Source organism: Paenibacillus lutimineralis (assembly GCF_003991425.1).
GTDB lineage: Bacteria > Bacillota > Bacilli > Paenibacillales > Paenibacillaceae > Fontibacillus > Fontibacillus lutimineralis.
The window spans coordinates 1,374,302-1,394,602 of the sequence record NZ_CP034346.1 but is presented as its reverse complement, the minus strand read 5'-3'; the positions used below and the strand labels follow the sequence as shown (position 1 = coordinate 1,394,602).

The following is a 20,301-nucleotide window of genomic DNA, read 5'->3' as shown; positions in this document are numbered from 1 at the left end:
TTATGCACCCTCCATTAATCTAAGAAGCATCTGACCGAATGCTCTCTCGAATTCAGCGCCTGTATTGGTCAATGGAACATCCGTCTCAATCTGGGAATCGAATCCGGAATTGTAAGGGACAGCTCCTGCCGTCCTCATGTCATAGCGGAAGTACTCGCTCAATCCGGAAGTTAACACCTCACTCACTTTATCCGGTGTAAATAATTGATCCTGAAATCTGGAACGATCATTATACTGAGTAACGATCACCTTCGCCTTGGCATTTAGATAGGTGGCCTTCTCTTGATCGAGCACGACTTCTACGTTCCGAACCGTACTTAATACGGCATGTAAATTGTTAGGAACGCATAACCCGAATATGTCGATATGAATCATTGTTTCTTTGAACTTCCTGAACAAATCCAACGGCATATCCAGTAAGACCAGATTGAATCTGCTTCTTAGTACTGAGATCAAGCCTATTAATTTCTCACTGTTGTAGAATTGCTCCATTAGTCTGTGGTCGTGAAAGGAATATCCTAGTGAGGTAAGCCATAAGTTGTCTTTGATATTAAAAGCGGTTGTCATGTAATCTTGAGGTCTGGCAAGTGTGCGGATGAGCGAAGAGCTCATTTGTTCTTCTTTATTGGTTCTTTCGTGGAAACGGTCAAAGTACATATTCATACTTCTATACTCGGTATCCATATCGATGATGATCGTGCTTAGCCCCCGCTTCGAGGCTTCATGAGCCAAGTTCACAATCGTACTTGTTACTCCGCTTCCCCGATGCCCGGTTATCGCTATAATCCGGCTAATTCCCCGGCTTATGTTGTCCAATTCCCGGCTTAATCGATCTGTAGCTTCCAATTGCTCTGTTGAACTATCCGGCTTGGAGCGAAAACGGTCGAAGAATGATCTTTTACGTTCTACAGGTTCCTTATTTGCTTGCGTTTCGTTCTGAATCTTATGTACTGCTTGTGAATTTGTATGTATCGAGGAGGATTCTCGTCTGGCTGCTATATCAAGTTCAAATTGAAAAATATCTAGCGGGGCTCGGACCTTGTCAATGGTCACTATTCTAAGATTGCTGTATCGTGAGGACAGTGCGGCGAAATCCTCAACTCTCATGCTATCCCTGGTGATGATGAGTACTGGAATCCCTGGACGACCGCTATCCTTCACCCATTCCAGGAAATGAGTCAGATGCTCGCGATCCTGGCCCAGCTTCTGCGAGAACGCCTCATCAGTAATCAAGACTGAGTCTGCAGTTGGAGATTCTTCAGCAACAAACTCCCTCAGATCCTGAAGTTCTAATCCTTTGGAATTAATAACAACGGTCTTTCTAGAGAGACTACCCAACACCAAACTATGAAATCCACCGGCGATCACTAGTAGTTTCATATATTCACCTGCCAATGAATTATTTACTAGTAATTAGTAAAATCTACCTCTTTATCTGAATGCTATTATACAAGTATCTACACATTCAGACAATACCTTATATGGGTAAATTGCCCTTTTTAAGGACTATATGCCTATCGATTTGTCGATTATCCTATGCAATAAGCTCATTTTCGCACGGACAACGATTCTTTTTGATTAGTTGAATTCAAGAAAAAAAATCCAACCTAAGATAGGCTGGATTTTTCAGTTCTTAATCTTTTTATAAAGTTATCTAAAGCGTTGCTTTCATTATTAAACTTAATAATTGAACCCGTAACTATACTAGCCCTTTCGTCCGTTATATACTTCCCATTGGTTATCAACAAATTTAACACCTACCTCATTTTCTCGTCTTAACATCTCTTTAAAAGTTATCCCCTTAGCTTCCTGTTCTGTCACCTTTCTGAATTAACAAACCATTCATCTAGTTCAATGTCTTTTAATCCGGGAGGCAGATCCTCGAAATCCCCCCACCATTTATTCATGGCTTGAAGTAACCAACCGTATTTACTACACTAAATATGGCTTCAGCCGTCACCGAACGCAGTAAGGTTGGGGACAGCCTTGCTAATAGAGCCGACGTCTTGATCCCCTTGATATTCACTTTAATAGCCAGTCGTTATTAATGCTATTTATCCAATATTGAATTGCACTTTCAGGGCTTGATTCAATAATCTCACCAGTGGGTGGTTTAATAATTTGTGGAGCGACAGTTCCCTTTACCTAAATTGCTATCTAAGTCTTGGAAATAAAAAGATGATAGCTGCTTTTACCCAACTATCACCAGTGTCTGTTTCATACCATTATGAATCAAAAATTAAAAAGCTTTATATGGGGTATTTTTTACTTTTTTGTATATTGAGATAATGGTTTCAATATTTGGATTATTTCATCAACTTCTTTTAAATCGACATGGAGATAATACTCATCCTTATCCCTCATCATCATATTATGCTTTTTTCCTAAAGGGACATCCCTTGTGTAAAGCATTATTTGATTTCCTTCAATAATTGAACCTATAAAAATGTCTCCTTTATATTTCACCTCAGTATCCTTCTGATAGATAAAGGATAACTCTTCGAGTTTTACATATTTAATAAACCTATTACTAGAATTTATCACTTTAACAAAACCACGATTTAAATCATTGTTGTCATTAGAAATCAAAGCAAACGTACCATCATCAAGATCAATAAACTCATACTCCTTTTCATCATAAATTGCATTTATCCCCAAAGTCCTCAACATAAAAACATCTCCTCGTCATTAATTTACAGGTATAAATTTCCCCTCGACTTTATCAAATACAGCAAATAGGGTTTCTATCCCATCACTACTGATTTTAATCATTTGAGCCCCATTAGTTAAAGTAAGCCCATCGGAATAGAACTCTGGAATTATTTGTCCATTTGTTGCAGAAGTAAATCCATTCCCGGTAAATGGGTCTGTCATAGTCGACACTCTTCCTCCTGTAGGGTTTGGCATACTGTCTCCAAAAGGGATTTTAATATTGCCTGCATCTTTAGAAGTAAACCTAATCACCGTCGTAAAACCATCTGTTGGACTAAATGGCGTACCTGGATAATCCAAACGTAATCCATCGTATATTATTTTGGGACTCATTAATTTTGATGCATCTTCTACAGTAGTTATACAACCCCCTATTTTTCCTCCGTTAAAATTCATGAAACTGCCGTCTAGATATCCGTTAACAAATGAAGGGTTTAGCACTTTTTGTAACGGTGTATTAACTTCTGGGGTTGGAACGGTTTTTCTGATATTTTCCATAATTCTTGCTTCATCTGGTGTTAATTCATTTGCAGACTTTCTCATTAAAGATAAAAAGCTGTCTTTAGTTAATCTATTATTAATAATAGCTTGTTCTATATTCTTTATAGTTGATGTATCTGGCAGGGGGACTCTGTTGACAACATTGCCCGTTCCTTCTAATTGATGTCTCTTATTAATATCATCAAGTATCGACTTTTCCTTTTTTGCATATTCCTTATACTTAGAAGCTTCTCGTGCTTTCCGACTATTTTCAATATTCTGCAATACGCGTCTTCGTATTTCATCATACAAATTCTTATCGACATTTTCATTACCCTGATAGGTTTTCTCTATCTTCTTCGGCCTAATATACTCAAATATTTTTTGTGCACCTGAACTTTTTAACATGCCGGATATTGTCTTGAACGCGTAAGTAAATGCCACATCACCAACACCCGCTGCTGAAGAGTTGAATGCTATATTGAATAATCGCTCTCCCAGGCTCTGATCTCCATCCTTGCGGAAATCCGTTACGGAATCAGACACTTCAGTTACTCCACTGAATATGGCTTCTGCCGTCACCGATCGCAACACGGTTGGGGACAGCTTTGCTAATAGAGCTGGCGTCTTGATCCCCTTTAAATACTTGAATGGTAGAAAGAAGCCGACCATATTGCCTGCGATTACTCCGGCCTTTTTTCCGTATGGATCGTCTAACGGGTCTACGTATCCTTCTGGCATCGGTCCCATTATCCATTCGGTAATCAACTCCGGTAATCCTGCTGAAGCGGTATTAATAGTATTGACTACAGCATTCGATGTTCCTGTAATCAAATTTGCGAAGAATTGATTTCCGATTCCGCTCTGGGCCCGACGCATTTTGTCTGCCCATTTATTATCGATCGCATCCATTTCCTCCTTGATTTCCCGATACCGCCGATCCTGCTCTTCCTTCGATAACGTGGCCCAATACGTCTGTTCCAACCTTTTCTGTACTTCAGGATCGTCACGGTTCAATATATCGTTCACATCTACTGAATTATACGGATCATAGGCTCCTATCGTATACTGAGGCTGGGGGACTTTAATATTGAATAATGCATTCCACGTCTGCTCTCCAATGACTCCGTCTGCTCCGGACAGATCCTTCCCGTAGATTTCCCGGAATCCATCAATCGCTCGCTGGGTCTGTTCATCATAGTAGCCTGTTGCCTCAATATCAAATCCCAATTTCTTCAGACGGCTCTGCACTATCTTAACTGGATCTGAATAGACCCCTGAGTCTTTTGTCAGGATTCCATTTAAACCTCCAAACAAATAGCGCCACATCTGATCGTCTACAACGCCTGCTGCGCTTCTTCGGTTCTCTAGTCCATAATTATCTTTGAACTGATTCACCGCTTTTAGAGTCTCCTCGTCGAAGAAGCCATTGGCCTCTACTTCATAGCCTAGCTCCTTCAATCTCTGCTGCAGCCGCAACACTTCATCGCTATACTTCTCGGAATTTAAGCTTAATTCTTCAGACAAGGGTGGAATATATACCGGCAGTGAAACTGAGGCGGATAAAACGAATGGATACACGGGAAGGGCCCCAAATGGAGATAAGGTTTGATTCTTCTCTTGGAATAGAGCTTCTCGACTCAGAACGAGAGGAATTTTCTTCTGCTGCATTTCTTCGATTTTCCGGATCGCTTCCTTCTCACGTTCAACATATTCTCCTGCCGCCCACCTCAACGTCTTCTCCTTAATTCGCAGCTGATCATCAATCGCCAGGGCCAGCTGCTGAATCTCCTGAATCAAGCGCTCTACCTCATCTGCGGCTCTGCCAACGTAATCCTCCGAATACTGGGTACGAGTGTCACCCACGACTCGGGATACATCCTTGCACATTCCTGTAACCTGATCTTCAATCATTCGGTTTAGACGTCCAAGGCTATCTGCCAATCCTTCTACCTGATTGGGATTCACCTTCTGCTCCATAAGCCCCGAGCTCCTCTCTATATCCCGTGAAATTGAATAATTTGTCGTAAAGCAGCCTCCGGTCGTTGGCGAAACAGCCTAACCTGCTCCCGACCTTGCCTCATACAAGTGATCCACGTCCCTTGCGGAGTCTTTAGACAATGGAAGAGAGCTTCCGCAGGATGCTCACGATCAAACCGATACCCCGCAACGATCCGACATAAGGATTCATCATACACTGCCCTTGTCAGTTCCTCCGCTACTTCATACTTCAATCCATATGGCTCCAACATCATTGCCGAGCTCTTCACAGCTCCCGTTCCAGCCAAGGCAAACGCATAGTTAATAATTTCAGCAGGTAGATCAAACTGCAGTTCCTCAAGGCAATCACTTAACAGAAAATGTTCCACTAGCAGTTTAAAACAATCATCCCTCTCCAGAAAAAGTTCCACTTCGCAATTCTCTTCCCCTTTTAGAGAGGTATATTTCCCATGGCGTGAGTGAATAAACTCCAGGCTTACTTCATCATTTTCCTCTAGCAAACATGCGAATGCTTGCTCCGGAAAAGCCAGTACCGAGATCAGCTCAGCATAATCAGAATCTATGTATAGCTCAGAGTTCTCTTCAAATGACAAAATCCCCTTATGTATCAATCGATCTGAAACCGCAATCCACTTGTTGCGAATTTCCTCTGTGTCCAAATTACCTCGTAAATCTTCAATCCCAAGCAGAGACTCCGCACCAGCCAGCATACATAAGTAAAATAGCTCCTCATTAGGCAGGGTACATTTCACCATTTAGCAGAATCCTCCCCTTTTTCCTTCTATTAGAATTTCCAACCACATTATAACAATTGGTATATATAGGAACAACCCCCTACTCATCCAGATATAAACATCCATTCTATTAAACTAAAAAAAGCACACCTGCATAGCTATAAATCAGCTATTGCACGGTGTGCTCTAGTTCCTCTCACACATGAAACCGGGCCCGGAATTTCCCTGGGGACTCTCCGGTCCAGCGCTTGAATTGACGGCTGAAATGGGCAATATCCTTGTAGCCAAGACGGGTGGAGACGGCCTCTACCGTAAGCTCGGGCTCCATGAGCAGAAGCTTGGCCTTCTTCAGCTTCAGGCCGGATAAATATTGGCGCGGCGATATACCATATACTCGCTGGAAGATGCGGTTGCAAGACGAAGCGCTGTATCCGAGATCCGCGGTGGCAGCCGCTACAGCATCTCTGGAATGCTGCTCTTCCTTTTCAACCTCGGACAAAGTCTCTCCCTGGATATCGCTATCCTCAACACACTTCTCCAATCTCGCCGCAATCTCAAAGGCTACCCTGCCCATCTTGCTGCTGGCCAGTTCCTCCTCGCCCTGCTCTGACAGCACCTCGCTCAGGCCAGCAAGCAGGTCGAATACGGCGGACATGGCCCTCATCTTGTTAGCTAGCTTCAGCGGCACCTCATTAGCTGAGGTCAGTGAGATCAGCTTGTCCAGACTTGGGCGAATTGCCCGGGTCAGGGCGCTCGTCGACTCATACAGGTCGAAGTTCCTACGGCTCAGCAAGGCATGGAGAATAGGATCATCCGCATTAAAATGCAAACAGTAATAAGTCATCGGCTCTTCACCAATCGCCCGACTCTCATGAACATCCTCCGGCCTAAGCAGCAGTAAATCACCGGGCTTCTGGATATAACGCTGACTGTTCACAATCATCTCCTGTCCCCCGGCGAGCAGTAAATTGACTTCAAACAAAGGATGAGTATGCCGAGGGTATGACCAATCCCTAGTCACCGTACGGACATGGGATGCAAATATCCGAAAGGTCGAATCCATATCCGGCAGCATAAATTCCGCGATATAACGATTATTAGCCAGTTCCAGTTCCATGGCAGCAGCCTCCTTATACCCAAGCTCGATAATTTGTAGTCAATTTGGGTAAATTGATTCATAGTTTGGATATAATATATCATTTTCTACCTTGTTATAATTAACATATCACATAATCATCTCTATATATAGGAGGTAGTTAAATTGGATAAGAAGATGTTATTCAACGCACACCACTCTCCAATAGGAGCGTTTGCGAGTTTTACACTAGGTTATCCCGGCAAGAAAGGCGGCTTAGATCTTGAACTGGCTAGCCCGCCCAATCAGAATATATACATTGGACTGCAAGAGGATGGCAAGAACCGTTACCAAGCGCTACCTTTCTTCGGGGAGGGCCAGGATGAGCGCGATCGCTATACTTCTGAACAGGATGGCGAGAAAGAAGTCGTTGAAGATAAGCTGATCACTTCTTTTGCCCAAGAGAGCATTACTCGCAACTTCAATGCGGCAACCGATGAATGGCAAGCCGGAGATCTGACCTTCCGGATCTATTCGCCATTTGACAGTGTGCCTGATCCAGCTACCTCCAAGGATGAGGAACTTAAATTTGCCATTATGCCAGCCGTTCTGGCTGAGATCGTCGTCGATAACACACGCGGAACAAGCAGCCGCCGGGCCTTCTTCGGCTTGCAGAACAGCGACCCGTACAGATCTATCCGCCGTCTTGAAGAAGTAACGAACGGTGAGATTATCGGGATTGGACAAGGCAGACATACCGCGATTGCGACGAGTGACAGCCGAGTAAAAAGTGCAGGCTTCTTCACAATGGAAGCCATTCTTGAGCCTAAGGTCGAAGAGAATCTGCGTTTTGGTCTCGGAGCCGTCGGCGCTCTGCTTATGGATACACCTGCAGGGGAGAAAGCAACCTACCGCTTTGCGATCTGCTTCTACCGTGAGGGATATGTTACAACCGGTCTCGATACTACCTACTATTACACACGCTATTTTGGAAATATTGAAGAGGTTGCCGCTTATGCGATGGATCACTTCGATAAGAAGGTAGAAATTGCACAGCAGGCTGACCGCATCACAGATGCACCTCACCTGAATGACGATCAGCGCTTCATGCTTAAGTCTTCAATTCGCAGCTACTATGGCTCTACACAATTGCTCGACCACAAGGGAGAAGCGCTCTGGGTTGTGAATGAAGGCGAGTACCGGATGATGAATACGTTCGACCTGACCGTAGACCAACTGTTCTATGAGATGAAAATGAACCCATGGACCGTGAAAAATGAGCTCGATCTGTTCGTGAAGCGCTACAGCTACACCGATCAGGTTCACTTCCCTGGAGATCCGACTCCTTATCCGGGCGGCATCAGCTTCACCCATGATATGGGCGTGGCCAATGCCTTCTCCAAGCCTGAATATTCCTCCTACGAGCTGCATTCGATTGATGACTGCTTCTCGCACATGACGCATGAGCAGCTCGTGAACTGGTTACTGTGCGCTACTGTATACGTACAGCAAACACAGGATAGCAAGTGGATCAATGATAACTTGAGCATTATGGAGCAGTGCCTGGAGAGCATGGTGAACCGTGACCATCCGGATCCAGCCAAACGCACAGGTATTATGGGTCTCGATAGCTCCCGCACGATGGGTGGAGCTGAGATCACAACCTATGACAGCCTTGACGTATCGCTTGGACAAGCACGGAACAACATCTATTTGGCCGGCAAGAGCTGGGCTGCTTATGTAGCCATGGAGAAGCTGTTCACGAAGCTTGGCCGTGGGGAACAAGCAAGCCTGGCTGCTGAACAAGCTGATCGCTGCGCAGCGACTATTGTGTCGCAGATGCTGCCAGAAGGCTACGTTCCGGCTGTCATTCAAGAGAACAACGATTCCCGAATTATTCCGGCTATCGAAGGGCTGATCTTCCCGCTCTTTACCGGCTGCAAAGAAGCGCTTGATCCGAATGGACGCTTCGGTGCATACATCCAGACGCTGAACAAGCATCTGAATACAGTGCTCCAACCAGGTGTGTGCCTGTTCGCAGACGGAGGCTGGAAGCTCTCCTCCACCAGCGACAACTCCTGGCTCAGTAAGATCTATCTGTGCCAATTCATCGCTCGGCAAATTCTTGGCCTGGAGTGGAACGAGCAAGGCAGAGCTGCGGACGCAGCCCATGTCGGCTGGCTGACTTCCACGGCGAATGCTTACTGGAGCTGGAGCGACCAGATGCTCGCCGGAGTGATCTGCGGCAGCCGCTACTATCCGCGCGGAGTGACATCCATTCTGTGGCTGGATGAGCAACCGTCTGCGTAATACTTCAACCAACCTATCGCAAAAGCCTCACACGACTTTCTTACCCCCACTAAATGGGGAGGATGAAGAGCGTGTGGGGCTCTTTTCTTCCGATAATTTATTCATAGTAACTGTTCGCAACCACTTTCTGAACCTAGAACCCGTCCTCTAACAAAACTGGGTATCGTTATTCAGACCAAATGGGCACTTGAAAATTCTAACGAAACTAGGTATCGCTATTTAGGCCAAATTAGGCATTAAAAAATTCTAACGAAACTGGGTATCGCTATTGAAGCAAAAAAGAGGCTTAAAGTCCGAATTTCACCCGAATAACGATCTGTAGTTTCGTTAGATTTAATTTGCGGCTTTTGATGAGGAAATAACGATCTGTAGTTTCGTTAGAAAATAAAAAGAACAACCCGAGACAGTCCGTCCCAGGTTATTCTGTAATATCATATGAAAAACTTAAGCCGCCGAAGCACTATTTTGTCTGGAGATGGCAAACAATACGAACCAGATTAGCAGGAAGCCTAGCACTTGAGGGACGGTTACGATCTGCTGGAAAGCGATCCAGTTGATCAGAACGCCGACCATCGGGAAGCTGAGCTCCGCCAGTGTAGCCACAGACGCCTTTGTAGTGGTTAGACCTTTATAGTAGACTAGGATGCTGAGCAGTCCTGGCAGAAGCGCCTGACCAAGCAGGTTAAGTCCTACCAAAGATAGATCGTATGTGCCTGATGGAAGATTCCACGCAGCACCTTCATTCCAGGTTACCGCGAGCAACAGCGGAAGAGCGAGAACGAACCGTAGCGAGGTCACTGTCTCGTATTTCATCTGTCCGACCATCAATCTGCCCATCACGGTGGAACCGCCCCATAGGGCTGCAGCCCCCAAAGATAACAGACTCCCCACTTGCACAAATTCATTCCAGTGCCCGATCGGAATAGCAAATCCAAAGGTTAGAAAATAAGTTCCAGCCAGCGCGATCAGGAACAGAATCGAGAAATGACGCGGTAGCTTCTCTTTGAGCAACAAGCTCGCTAAAATGATGGCGAACAACGGCTGCAGCTTCTGCAGCAGCAATACTGCGTTGGCGTTGCCGTTAGCAAGCCCCATCGTGAACAGGATAGTTGCTATGGCTGAGCCACCCCAAGAAATGAAGAGCAAAGCGCCGAGATGCTTCATGCTCATGCCTTTCAATTCCCCGCGATTCTTCCATAACACTGGAATAGCGATCAACGCGATAATGACATGCTCCAGCAGAACGATTTGCGCTGAAGTCAGTGCACGGAGCAGAATGATCCGGAATAATGGATCGACACCCCATAGAGCCGCTCCCAATACCACTAGCCAAAAACCGCTTTTTGCCTTAGCAGGACGCACTGAAGCGGGCTCCTGCACCTTATAGCCTGTACTTACGTTTTCCATCTTGCTGTCTCTCCCTCTCCTTGAATACGGAGTCTTGCCAGCAGAAAGCCCCCGTGAATCGACAACAGTCGACATCTACGGGGGCTGATCAAATAAGCATGTGCAAAGACAGGCTTATCGCCTTGTCGCACAAACTTAAGATTGATCTTCTCCCATCCGGACTTTACCGTCGGCTCTGGATTTGCACCAGATCAGTCGCTATCGTCCTACAGGACAGACAGCGAGTCGCGGGCTGTGATTCAATCGCTATGTGCTGATCGAACCATTCACCGCCGGTCAGGAATTTCACCTTACCCCGAAGATCCATATTCAAATTTTTAATTGTTTGATTTTACAATATCCGCTGAATTCATATTACAATCTTTGCCGCGGATATAACTGTAATGAATATCACATTATACTTAGTATATGACTTGTTTCATGTATTTTCAATGAGAATAATTTCATTGTTTCATGCTATTTAATATTTGTATGCAGCGCAACAGGTCCGCGCAACACAAAATCGGTCTCATTCATCAAGCTCTAATAGTACGTGTTCAAAGAGGTCGGTTCTCAGCACCGAGAAGGTTGGATGAAGCTAGGGACTGAGGAGCGGAACGTACGTTTTTGGTACGTGAGCACCGGAAGGCCCGGCTGAATTCAAGATTCGATGCCGAGCAGCTTCCTTATTTACTTCGTGATCAAAAGCGGACGGTTTGAACAACCTCTAATAGACCTTGTGGATGATCTCCTCGAAGTCCGGCTCCTTCATCTCAAAATCGTCGATGTCCCCCCAGGTCTCTAGCTCACGCAAGATATCAACCGTACTCCATTCCTGGCGATTGGCCTCAATCGTTACGACATCATCCTCCTGATCGGTTACTCGAATTGCGGGATTAAGGGTATCCGGCAGCTGAAATTGGCCGCGGAATGTGACGCGAATCTCGGTCGGCAGGCCGATCGTCTCACGAAGCGAGCGAGCGGTGCCATCGAAGGTGAGTTCACCGTGATTGATGACCATCACACGACCGCAGAGCTGCTCAATATCATCCATATCGTGCGTAGTAAGCAATATCGTCTTCCCGAAATCCTCATTCAGCTGCTTAAGAAATTTCCGGATATTCCGCTTCGCATTTACATCGAGTCCAATCGTCGGTTCGTCCAGGAACAGCACATCGGGATCATGCAGCATGGATGCGGCCAGATCGGCCCGCATTCGTTGTCCGAGCGACAGCTTGCGAACCGGTGTAGCCCAGAATTCATACAAATCCAGAAGCTCTGCCAATTGGTCCAAGCGTCTTCGCTTATCGCTATCCGTCACATTGTACATTTTGGCCAAGATGTCATAGGAGGCCTTGACTGGAAGATCCCACCACAGTTGACTTCGCTGACCAAATACAACACCGAGGTTCCGCACCGCCTTCCGCCGCTCCTGGTGAGGATTATAGCCGCCAACAACTACTTCGCCTGAGTTCGGATGAAGGATGCCGGTCAGCATCTTGATCGTCGTCGATTTACCGGCCCCGTTCGGTCCAATGTATCCGACGAATTCGCCCTGCTCAATCTGGAAGCTGATGCCACGGACCGCTTCTTTCCTAGTATATTCCCGTGCGAATAGTGTCCGAATGCCGGAGAATCGTCCCTCACGAACGATCGGGGTCTTGAATTCTTTATATAAATGTTTGGCTTCGATCATTTCTATACCCTCCCTTAGCTTCCTGTGCTCTGATATTTCGTAATTCCGAACCGCCAGAACCGCATACTTACCCCAAGACAAATCGTCGCCATCGCGGCCACAGCTACCAGCACCCAAGCTCCAAGCTCGCCGCGAATAATATATAGAGCTGGAATATAATTGACGAAGCCGACGGGGATGACGATCAGCAGCATAGATGACATCCATTTGGGATATATGGTCAGCGGATATTGCCCAGCTGTTCTAGCTGCATCCTCGGTGAAGGTCTGCAATTCTTCAATCCGTGTCGTCCAGAAGCCAATCGTTGCTGTAGCCAACCCGATCGAGAAAAGAATGACCGCTCCAGTTACTATTATGAATAGAGTAAATACGATGGAGGTCCAATCGATCTGCCCGCTGCGCCATAATCCGTTCATTGACCAGCATAGGATGAAACCGCCCTGCAGCACCTCTCCAATCATAATGCGGAAATTCCGCGGCATGATGGCAAGAAGCACGGGGACAGGCCTGGTCAATATTTGATCCAGTTCACCGTCTACCAGATATTTTTCCAAATGATGAACCTCATCGGCGAACGTACGGTATAAGGTCTTGGATAGTGTAATCACCGAGAACAGATAACCAATTTCATAGATGGACCACCCTTGGATTGCCCCGAACTTGTATAGAACAATCGCGATCATCAGGAACTCCGAAATTTGAATCAACGCCGCGAGTACCGATCCGAGAATAAAATTAAATCGGTATTGCATCCGGCTGCGAACACTTGTCTTGATCAATAGAACGTATAGTTCCAGCCATGTCTTTAACTTGCTGCTCATCCGCCCTGCACCTCCACTTTATGCCGCAGCACCTTAGTCGCCAGCAGGCAGATCAACGTCAAGAAGGCACACCAAAGCAGCGTCCCCCATAAATGAGAGCCGTGTTCATAACCGAGATAGATGCGCGTAGGAATATAGAGAAGATACGGGTATGGCGATAACCAGGCTAACTGAGATAACCAGGAGGGCAGCCACTCCAGCGGAATGAAGAAGCCAGCCAGTAAATTCACGAGCGCATGATTCGCCCAGTAGAACCAGGAAGATTCCGTCGTCCACAATGCAGTTACCCCGATCAGATAATTCATGCAAATCGATATGTAGGCTGCGCCAACTATACTGATTGCAACAAGCATAACGGTGAAGCTGCTCTTGGGAATGTGAAGCGGGAAAATGATGAGATACAGCATGTAGATAGGGATTGATTTGTAAATGAACTGGTAGGCGATTTGCCCCCATTCGCGCGCCGCCATATGGCTGAATAAATGGACGGGACGCATCAGATCCAGTGAGATTTGACCGGTCCGCACGGCTTGCGGAATGCCGAGTCCGTTCGAGATGAAGCTGGTGATCCACAGCAGGCTCTGCGTGAAGCAGATGTAACTGATCATGCCGTGGGTTCCATAAGTGCCGAGGGGATTATCCCTGCCGAGCCCGATCCAAATACTGGCGTAGATGAATCCGAACATCGCGCTGGCAAGATTGTGCACCATATGTGCACCGCGGTACTGCAAATTGCGTGAATAGGCCTTGGCAGCCAACGTAAAATAAAGCATGAAGCACCTCCGATAAGCATTTTTGACGGCTTGTTCCGTCCACTTCAGACAAGGGCATTTTGCAGCAGTAGGGACAAACATCATACCTTATTATTCCAGAGGTGGCAACTGTTTTTTATAGGCTTTGAAACAATGTATGAATTGAATGCTTGGCTGATTTAATTAGGCATCTGATTACTATACACTGGAGAGCCCGCAAGCAGCGCAGGCCAACCAATTGCTGCAAAAATGCAGTTTTTCGAATACGATAGTAGTCGAAAATAGAAAATTCCTGCAATAATGCAGCTTTTTTCGCTGGATTAACCCGATTTCAAGCGGATAACGCTAAAAGCCTGCAGATTTGCAGGCTTTTTATAAATGCAGGCGATTTTACATACCAAAAACTGCAGATTTGCAGTTTTTCACTGCTTATAACTTACTAGGCGTAGTCAAGGATCAATTGGAGTCGTCATCGAACACATCTCCCCCTTTGCCCGTCTAGAAGCATATCTCGCATACGTATGTTCAAAAGAAAGAGGACGCTAATAAGCGCCCTCTATAGTTAACCCCTATCTCCTAAACTCTGCACTTTCATCCGTTCCATTTCCGAGTTAAGGATTGAGCAGCTTTACTGCTGCAAGCAGTCGGGACAGGATGGCCGCCGCTTCCGCTCTTGTCGTGCGGCTGGCTGGAGCAAATTTGTCTTTGCTCTGTCCCTGCATAATGCCTGCCTGGAGCATTAGCTCCACCTCTGCCTGAGACCATGAATGAAGCTGTGAACCGTCGGCATAACCTGACACTAGATCCGTGCTCTCCCCGGTAGCAAGGATCACTTCCGTGCCCGTTCCCTGCTTCACCCCATTCTGCAGTATACGCAGCGCCCGCGCGCCCATTACGGACATTTCCTCCCGGGTAATTTGCGCGTTCGGTCGGAAGCTTTGATCGGCATAGCCTTGCACCAGTCCATAATGACAGCCGTAGCAATAGCATCTCCATACCATGCATCGGACTTCACATCGTTATACAAAGCATCTCCACTACTACTGCTTCCCCTTTGAAGATCAAGCGCTCTGACGAGCATCGCAGCAAAGCCGCTAATTACTGCTTATCGCAGTATAGCGGCTTTATATTGCCTTGCTATGAACATTCCACATCCGATTGCGAACAGGAAAATGGCTATAAATTGCGAGGTCGATAGAATACCGACACTTCCACGTATGATATCCCCTCTGAAAAATTCAAGTATAAATCTACCGCCGCTATATAAGATCAAATAGAGTGCTGCTACCTGACCGTCGGCTTTTTTTCTCTTCGCATAGAGAACCAGTACCGCAAACAGAAGGAAATCCAAGCCGCTTGAAATTAACTGTGTGGGGACCAGCCTTACGCCACCTGGGGCAAGAGAGGAGGATGGAAAGACCACTCCAAACGCACTATCTGTCTCCCTGCCATAACAGCAGCCCGCCATAAAGCAACCAATACGCCCGAAGCCTTGGGCTAGCGCTACAGAAGGGATAATCAAATCAAAATACTTCAAGAACCCTATCTGCTTCTTTCGGCAATAGATATATCCGGCTAATACGCCGCCTATAATCCCTCCGTATACCACAAAACCGTCTGTGATCATCAGCAGCAAGAGGCTAGGATTTTGCAAGATATTCTCCATCTGAGTGAGCCAAAACAAAACCTTGGCGCCGATTGCCCCGCCTACTAGAACCCAAACTGTTAGCGAATCAATATGACTACTATCGATGTTGAGCCGCTTGGCCCGCTTCATCATAACCATGTAAGCAGCCAGGACACCAATGGCGATCATCACCCCGTATCCATGAACCGTAAAGGGGCCTATTGAAAATAAATCATTGTACACACTATCCCTCCTCTGCAAAATTAAAAGTATTCTCACCAGCATCCAGCATCGCCGTTATTCGTTTGGATACCTCAGCAAAAATATGTAGGGCGTTGTCATTACTGCCTATGTGGTTTCTCTCTTCATTCAGCAATCCGAAAGTTCCATAGACTATAAATATAGCAGAGCTATGGCTATCATCTGTCTTTATAAATCCCTGCTCGATTCCCTCGTCCAAATAACGCCTCACCGGATCGATAGCACCGCTCAGCATTTTACCGGACAATACGCGGAACACCTCAACATCATGCCTGCTCCCTCGTACTTTGTCGCGACCGTTCATTAATCCCATCCAATGAATGAGCACGCGCTTGTAGCGCTCGGGGTAGGGAAGCCTCTTATCTTGTAAAATCTCAGAAATGCCGGACACGAACAAGTCGGTATACTTGGCCATGGCAGCTTCAAATATTTCTTCCTTCGAAGCAAAGTGGTGATAGAACATGCCAAACGAACCGTTGGCCTGTGTGTAAATATCTTTGACTGAAGTATTGATGTAGCCCTTCTCCATAAACAGCTTGATTGCAATATCCAGTAATTCTTCTTTTCTCTCTTCCGGCTTCTTAACAACCCTGGCCATATAGCACTCTCCTAACAGAGTCCGACTCTGTTAATATTGTGCATTACAGAGCGAAACTCTGTCAAGTGTAAGGTCATGACTTCTACGGCGATTGTTGCCCTATTAGAGCATGTTCCCCACGGGTCTTATAAATGAGAAACGCCGCCTCTTATACCGTCGGGCGACGCTTCAAAATATGGTGTCGAAAGGGATATCTTAGGAATGAATGTCCAAGTAATAAGGCCTACGCTGTCTGAAAATAACCCATCGCTTATAACCAATCTGCTCTAATGTCTGACGAACCTCTTCCCATTCATCTCCGACCCGCAGCGGATCATGCGCATCCGAGCCAAAGGTAACATCTACGCCATAATGGTAGGCCTGCTCGATGATATTTATCGAAGGATACCAGTCCTTCGCGCTCTTCCGGAATCCACCCGTATTCACTTCCAGCACGGCCCCTCTCCCAGCCATCGTCTTGAGCAAAGGTGCGATATAGGGGGCATATAAATCTTCGAACGACGGATTCCCTCGATGAACCCGGTCCATATGCCCGATGATGTTCACCCAATCGCTCTGTACAGCGTGCTGCATCAGCTCTATGAATCTTCTAAATTCCGCCATCCGCTCTTCCTCAGAAGCCTGGCTCCAATCCAGTCCTTGGAGAATAAGGGATGGAGAGGTGAAATGGATCGAACCAATCACATAATCCAGCGGAAAGCCTCTGTATACCTGGTTGTACAATACCATATGCTCCTTAAAAATATCCGATTCGACCCCGATTAACAGCTCGATCCGGTCCCCATATTTCTCTTTTAACTGTACAGCCTCTTCCACATAGCGAGCAAATTCACTCTTGGCCATAGCCAAGCCCGGAAAGGGATGATCCTCATCCGCAAAAAAATACGGAGAATGATCGGTAATACCAAGCACCTGTATACCTTTAGAGATTGCGCTTTCGATATACTGCTCGATGGTCCCCGCAGCATGTCCACATCGTTCGTGATGTGTATGTAAATCAAACATAGCCTCTCCTCCATTCTTGTTGGTTCATCCACTCACAATCAAAAGCAACCGCCAAGCGTACGAGCTGAATAGCCTGAACTCCAGATGAGTCAGCAGGTTACTATACACGCTCTCTTTGTGCAACCGATTGCATTATTATTATATAAAACTTTCTCTCGCATTGAAATGCATCTTATTGCAATTATCATCATACATCCCTTCTGCACTTCAGTCGCTTAACAGCATCCGATATTGAGACTTAAACAACAGCAAAGAAGCCACCTCACATTGATACGGACGCAGCTCCTTAGTTGTACATAACGATATGTATACCTGCCATTCCCCCTACAAACTCAAAACTGCAAATATACAGGCTTTATCGCATCAAATCACTAGTTATTAGGAAAAACCTGCAAATATGCAGGCTTCTCCTCCTTTTTTCTTGAAATCAAGCTAATGTGGAGAAAAAAACTGCATTTTCGCAGGAATTCACTATTTCAGGTCGATCTGTTTACGAAATTCCTGCATAATTGCAGGCTTTTATGATGTATGAAGCAATGTAGCATCGTTCTCGTTCCTATCCACACTTAGCCTTTGACCGAACCGCCCATCAGCCCTCTGACGAAATACTTCTGCAGCAGGAAGAAGATGGTGAGCGGCATCAGCATGGAGATAAAGGCAGCCGAGGTTAAGAGATGCCAGTCGCTGCCGCGAGAACCGACCAGATCGGCGATCTTCATGGATATCACCTGTACGCTTGGCTGATTGCCGATGAAGATAAGCGAGACAAGATAGTCGTTCCACACCCACAGGAATTGGAAGATCCCGATCGAAGCCAGGGCCGGCACCGATAACGGAAGGATCAATCGACTGAAGATCGTAAAATGACTGGCCCCATCTATGAAGGCCGATTCGAACAAATCCCGCGGGAGCTGACTAATGAAATTGTACATAAAGTAAGTCACGAGCGGCAGTCCAAAGGCCGTGTGGGCTAGCCAGATTCCCAGATAGCTCCCGTTCAGGCCGAGCGCCGTGTAATCCTTCAGTACCGGAATCAGCGCCACCTGCAGTGGAATAACGAGCAGTGCGATGATGGCGACGAATAATGTCTTCCTGCCTGGGAAACGCAACCAGGCGAAGGCATAGGCGGCAAAGGAGGCAATCAGCACAGGGATCACTGTCGCTGGAACGGCAATCGTCAGCGTATTCAAGAAGGCTTGAGACAGGCCGGTTCCCTTCTGGATCGTCTCGCTGCCGTCAGCCTGCTTGAGCTTATATTCCTTACCGGACAGCACATTTCTGTAATTGTCCAGTGTGAAATTCGGCAGTGCCTCCCAGCCGCGTTCCTGCACATTCAGCGTTCTCGCCCTGCGGTTCTCCCATTGCAGTCGCTGACCGTCAACAACAACGCCCGCCTTCAACTGCTCATCACTGAAAGTCCTGCCATCGACCTGAATCGGCTCGCGCAGATCCGTCTCCTTCGGTAAGGTCAGTGTATCCTTCGTCTGCCAGCCTTGATGGGGGAATACCTTCCACCATCCGCTCTGCAGTATATCCGCCGCCGGACGGAAGGAAGAGATGAACAGTCCGAGCGTAGGAATCAGCCAGATCAGACAGATGATACCGAGTACAATGTTGACGACAGTCTTGCTGCCCCTTCGTCTGGATTTTGCGGCCATTTACCATCCCCCCTGTCTGCGGAACTGCCGCAAATTAATAATAATGACAGGAATGATCGCAATCAGCAGGACAATGGCCAGCGTCGATCCATACCCGAAATTACGATACATGAAGAATTGGCGGTAAAATTGGGTAGCTACCACCTCGGTATCATACTGACCTCCGGTCATGACCATGACGACATCGAATATTTTAAGCGTAAATACAATAATCGTCGTCGTTACCGTCAATATTGTCGCCGAAATATACGGAATAATGATGCGGCCGAATATGCGGATCTCACCGGCGCCATCGACGCGGGCTGCCTCCAGAATATCATCGGGAACCCCCTTGATCGCCGCCGAGAAGATTACCATCGCGAACCCGGTCTGCATCCAGATCAGAATGACGATCAGGAACAGATTGTTCCAGGGCTGGAGCATACTCGTCCATGCCTGCGGTTCGCCGCCGAAGAACATGACTATCGCGTTGAGCAAGCCGATCTGTTCATCACCCGGCTGATAGTAATAGATGAACTTCCAGATGACCCCTGCGGCGACGAACGAGATCGCCATTGGCATGAAGATGATCGCCTTGGCGATTCGCTCATAGCTGCTCCGATCCGCCAATATGGCGATTAACAGTCCCAGCGATACACAGGCCAGTGTGCCGATGAATACCCAGAGCAGATTGTTGCGCAGCGCAACGCCCAGCAGCCGATCACTGAAGATGGCCGCATAATTGCCGAAGCCGATGAATCGATCGGAGGAGGCGTTGAAGAAGCTTAAGTAGAAGGTACGCAGCGCCGGAATGATCAACAGCCAGCCGAGCAATATAGCCGCGGGGCCGATGAAGATATAGGGTAATATTTTGCCGCGAAGATGATCAGGATACTTCTCCGCTGCCCAGTTCAACGTATAGTAGAGAAAATAGACGCCCAGCACTCCCCATAGAACAGCGAGAACGGCCGTAATAAGCGGATTTAGAGCGGTGTTGCGAAAAAAGATGAAGATTGCCCCATGGACTGCCGTGTTTACCACAAGCACAGCAAGCGATAGCAAAACTGCCCCTATGCTGATTTTGGATTTAATCACTTCCCGCATACGGCCGCCTCCTTTTTTTAATAAATCCGGTTTTCAGCACCGAAGCTTATGCTTCCGATGTGCGTTTTTTCAAAACGTTTCAGCTGGATGAAGCTAGGGACT

At 46.7% G+C, this 20,301-nt stretch carries 16 protein-coding genes and 1 riboswitch; of the genes, 1 reads left to right on the top strand and 15 read right to left on the bottom strand.

Annotated elements, in window-relative coordinates; translation table 11 throughout:
* From EI981_RS05885 to EI981_RS05860, 5 genes are all read right to left on the bottom strand, one after another.
* Positions 1 to 1,380 (bottom strand): CpaE/TadZ family protein, encoded by a 1,380-nt coding sequence (locus tag EI981_RS05885; RefSeq protein ID WP_126996289.1) that lies wholly within the window; start codon positions 1,378 to 1,380, stop codon positions 1 to 3.
* A gap of 885 nt (positions 1,381 to 2,265) precedes the next feature.
* Entirely contained in the window at positions 2,266 to 2,670 is a 405-nt protein-coding gene (locus EI981_RS05875; RefSeq protein WP_126996287.1) for a hypothetical protein, read from the bottom strand.
* A gap of 18 nt (positions 2,671 to 2,688) precedes the next feature.
* Positions 2,689 to 5,172: a peptidoglycan-binding protein gene (locus EI981_RS05870; protein WP_126996285.1), complete on the bottom strand. Its 2,484-nt coding sequence runs from the start codon at positions 5,170 to 5,172 to the stop codon at positions 2,689 to 2,691.
* 17 nt (positions 5,173 to 5,189) lie between these two features.
* A complete protein-coding gene (locus tag EI981_RS05865) occupies positions 5,190 to 5,948 on the bottom strand; it encodes a hypothetical protein (RefSeq protein ID WP_126996283.1) in 759 nt (252 codons plus the stop codon).
* Positions 5,949 to 6,123: 175 nt separating this feature from the next.
* Positions 6,124 to 7,044 carry a helix-turn-helix domain-containing protein gene (locus EI981_RS05860; RefSeq protein ID WP_126996280.1) on the bottom strand — a complete coding sequence of 307 codons (921 nt, stop codon included), beginning with the start codon at positions 7,042 to 7,044 and terminating at the stop codon, positions 6,124 to 6,126.
* A gap of 156 nt (positions 7,045 to 7,200) precedes the next feature.
* On the opposite strand from EI981_RS05860, the gene EI981_RS05855 reads away from it, so the two are divergent.
* Positions 7,201 to 9,312: a glycoside hydrolase family 52 protein gene (locus tag EI981_RS05855; RefSeq protein ID WP_418789060.1), complete on the top strand. Its 2,112-nt coding sequence runs from the start codon at positions 7,201 to 7,203 to the stop codon at positions 9,310 to 9,312.
* Positions 9,313 to 9,756: 444 nt separating this feature from the next.
* On the opposite strand, the gene EI981_RS05850 is transcribed toward EI981_RS05855, so the two are convergent.
* From EI981_RS05850 to EI981_RS05805, 10 genes are all read right to left on the bottom strand, one after another.
* The gene (locus EI981_RS05850) at positions 9,757 to 10,719 is read right to left on the bottom strand and encodes a DMT family transporter (RefSeq protein ID WP_126996276.1); all 963 of its coding nucleotides are present in this window, start codon (positions 10,717 to 10,719) and stop codon (positions 9,757 to 9,759) included.
* A 140-nt stretch (positions 10,720 to 10,859) separates the two neighbouring features.
* A riboswitch (FMN riboswitch) is annotated at positions 10,860 to 11,026 on the bottom strand.
* 399 nt (positions 11,027 to 11,425) lie between these two features.
* Positions 11,426 to 12,394, bottom strand: a complete 969-nt coding sequence (locus EI981_RS05845; RefSeq protein ID WP_126996274.1) for an ABC transporter ATP-binding protein — start codon at positions 12,392 to 12,394, stop codon at positions 11,426 to 11,428.
* Between the two features lie 14 nt (positions 12,395 to 12,408).
* Positions 12,409 to 13,215 carry an ABC transporter permease gene (locus tag EI981_RS05840; protein ID WP_126996272.1) on the bottom strand — a complete coding sequence of 269 codons (807 nt, stop codon included), beginning with the start codon at positions 13,213 to 13,215 and terminating at the stop codon, positions 12,409 to 12,411.
* Positions 13,212 to 13,988 (bottom strand): ABC transporter permease, encoded by a 777-nt coding sequence (locus tag EI981_RS05835; protein ID WP_126996269.1) that lies wholly within the window; start codon positions 13,986 to 13,988, stop codon positions 13,212 to 13,214. Before EI981_RS05835 ends, EI981_RS05840 begins: the two co-directional genes overlap by 4 nt.
* Positions 13,989 to 14,578: 590 nt before the next feature.
* Positions 14,579 to 14,968 (bottom strand): S-layer homology domain-containing protein, encoded by a 390-nt coding sequence (locus EI981_RS05830; protein ID WP_127004401.1) that lies wholly within the window; start codon positions 14,966 to 14,968, stop codon positions 14,579 to 14,581.
* A gap of 104 nt (positions 14,969 to 15,072) precedes the next feature.
* On the bottom strand, positions 15,073 to 15,837 hold the full coding sequence (locus EI981_RS05825) for a prolipoprotein diacylglyceryl transferase (RefSeq protein WP_126996267.1): 765 nt from the start codon (positions 15,835 to 15,837) through the stop codon (positions 15,073 to 15,075).
* Between the two features lies 1 nt (position 15,838).
* The gene (locus EI981_RS05820; RefSeq protein ID WP_126996264.1) at positions 15,839 to 16,453 is read right to left on the bottom strand and encodes a TetR/AcrR family transcriptional regulator; all 615 of its coding nucleotides are present in this window, start codon (positions 16,451 to 16,453) and stop codon (positions 15,839 to 15,841) included.
* A 195-nt stretch (positions 16,454 to 16,648) separates the two neighbouring features.
* Positions 16,649 to 17,458, bottom strand: coding sequence for a histidinol-phosphatase (locus EI981_RS05815; protein WP_126996262.1), 810 nt, complete (start codon positions 17,456 to 17,458; stop codon positions 16,649 to 16,651).
* Between the two features lie 566 nt (positions 17,459 to 18,024).
* Positions 18,025 to 19,116: a carbohydrate ABC transporter permease gene (locus EI981_RS05810; protein WP_126996260.1), complete on the bottom strand. Its 1,092-nt coding sequence runs from the start codon at positions 19,114 to 19,116 to the stop codon at positions 18,025 to 18,027.
* Entirely contained in the window at positions 19,117 to 20,199 is a 1,083-nt protein-coding gene (locus tag EI981_RS05805) for a carbohydrate ABC transporter permease (RefSeq protein WP_126996258.1), read from the bottom strand.
* Positions 20,200 to 20,301 lie beyond the last annotated feature (102 nt).

Bases quoted from the DNA above. Each gene is read 5' to 3' on its own strand.
- EI981_RS05860 (WP_126996280.1), bottom strand. From the start codon at position 7,044: ATGGAACTGGAACTGGCTAATAATCGTTATATCGCGGAATTTATGCTG.
- EI981_RS05850 (WP_126996276.1), bottom strand. From the start codon at position 10,719: ATGGAAAACGTAAGTACAGGCTATAAGGTGCAGGAGCCCGCTTCAGTG.
- EI981_RS05845 (WP_126996274.1), bottom strand. From the start codon at position 12,394: ATGATCGAAGCCAAACATTTATATAAAGAATTCAAGACCCCGATCGTT.
- EI981_RS05835 (WP_126996269.1), bottom strand. From the start codon at position 13,988: ATGCTTTATTTTACGTTGGCTGCCAAGGCCTATTCACGCAATTTGCAG.
- EI981_RS05855 (WP_418789060.1), top strand. From the start codon at position 7,201: ATGTTATTCAACGCACACCACTCTCCAATAGGAGCGTTTGCGAGTTTT.
- EI981_RS05820 (WP_126996264.1), bottom strand. From the start codon at position 16,453: ATGGCCAGGGTTGTTAAGAAGCCGGAAGAGAGAAAAGAAGAATTACTG.
- EI981_RS05885 (WP_126996289.1), bottom strand. From the start codon at position 1,380: ATGAAACTACTAGTGATCGCCGGTGGATTTCATAGTTTGGTGTTGGGT.
- EI981_RS05805 (WP_126996258.1), bottom strand. From the start codon at position 20,199: ATGCGGGAAGTGATTAAATCCAAAATCAGCATAGGGGCAGTTTTGCTA.
- EI981_RS05875 (WP_126996287.1), bottom strand. From the start codon at position 2,670: ATGTTGAGGACTTTGGGGATAAATGCAATTTATGATGAAAAGGAGTAT.
- EI981_RS05840 (WP_126996272.1), bottom strand. From the start codon at position 13,215: ATGAGCAGCAAGTTAAAGACATGGCTGGAACTATACGTTCTATTGATC.
- EI981_RS05815 (WP_126996262.1), bottom strand. From the start codon at position 17,458: ATGTTTGATTTACATACACATCACGAACGATGTGGACATGCTGCGGGG.
- EI981_RS05810 (WP_126996260.1), bottom strand. From the start codon at position 19,116: ATGGCCGCAAAATCCAGACGAAGGGGCAGCAAGACTGTCGTCAACATT.
- EI981_RS05870 (WP_126996285.1), bottom strand. From the start codon at position 5,172: ATGGAGCAGAAGGTGAATCCCAATCAGGTAGAAGGATTGGCAGATAGC.
- EI981_RS05830 (WP_127004401.1), bottom strand. From the start codon at position 14,968: ATGGTATGGAGATGCTATTGCTACGGCTGTCATTATGGACTGGTGCAA.
- EI981_RS05865 (WP_126996283.1), bottom strand. From the start codon at position 5,948: ATGGTGAAATGTACCCTGCCTAATGAGGAGCTATTTTACTTATGTATG.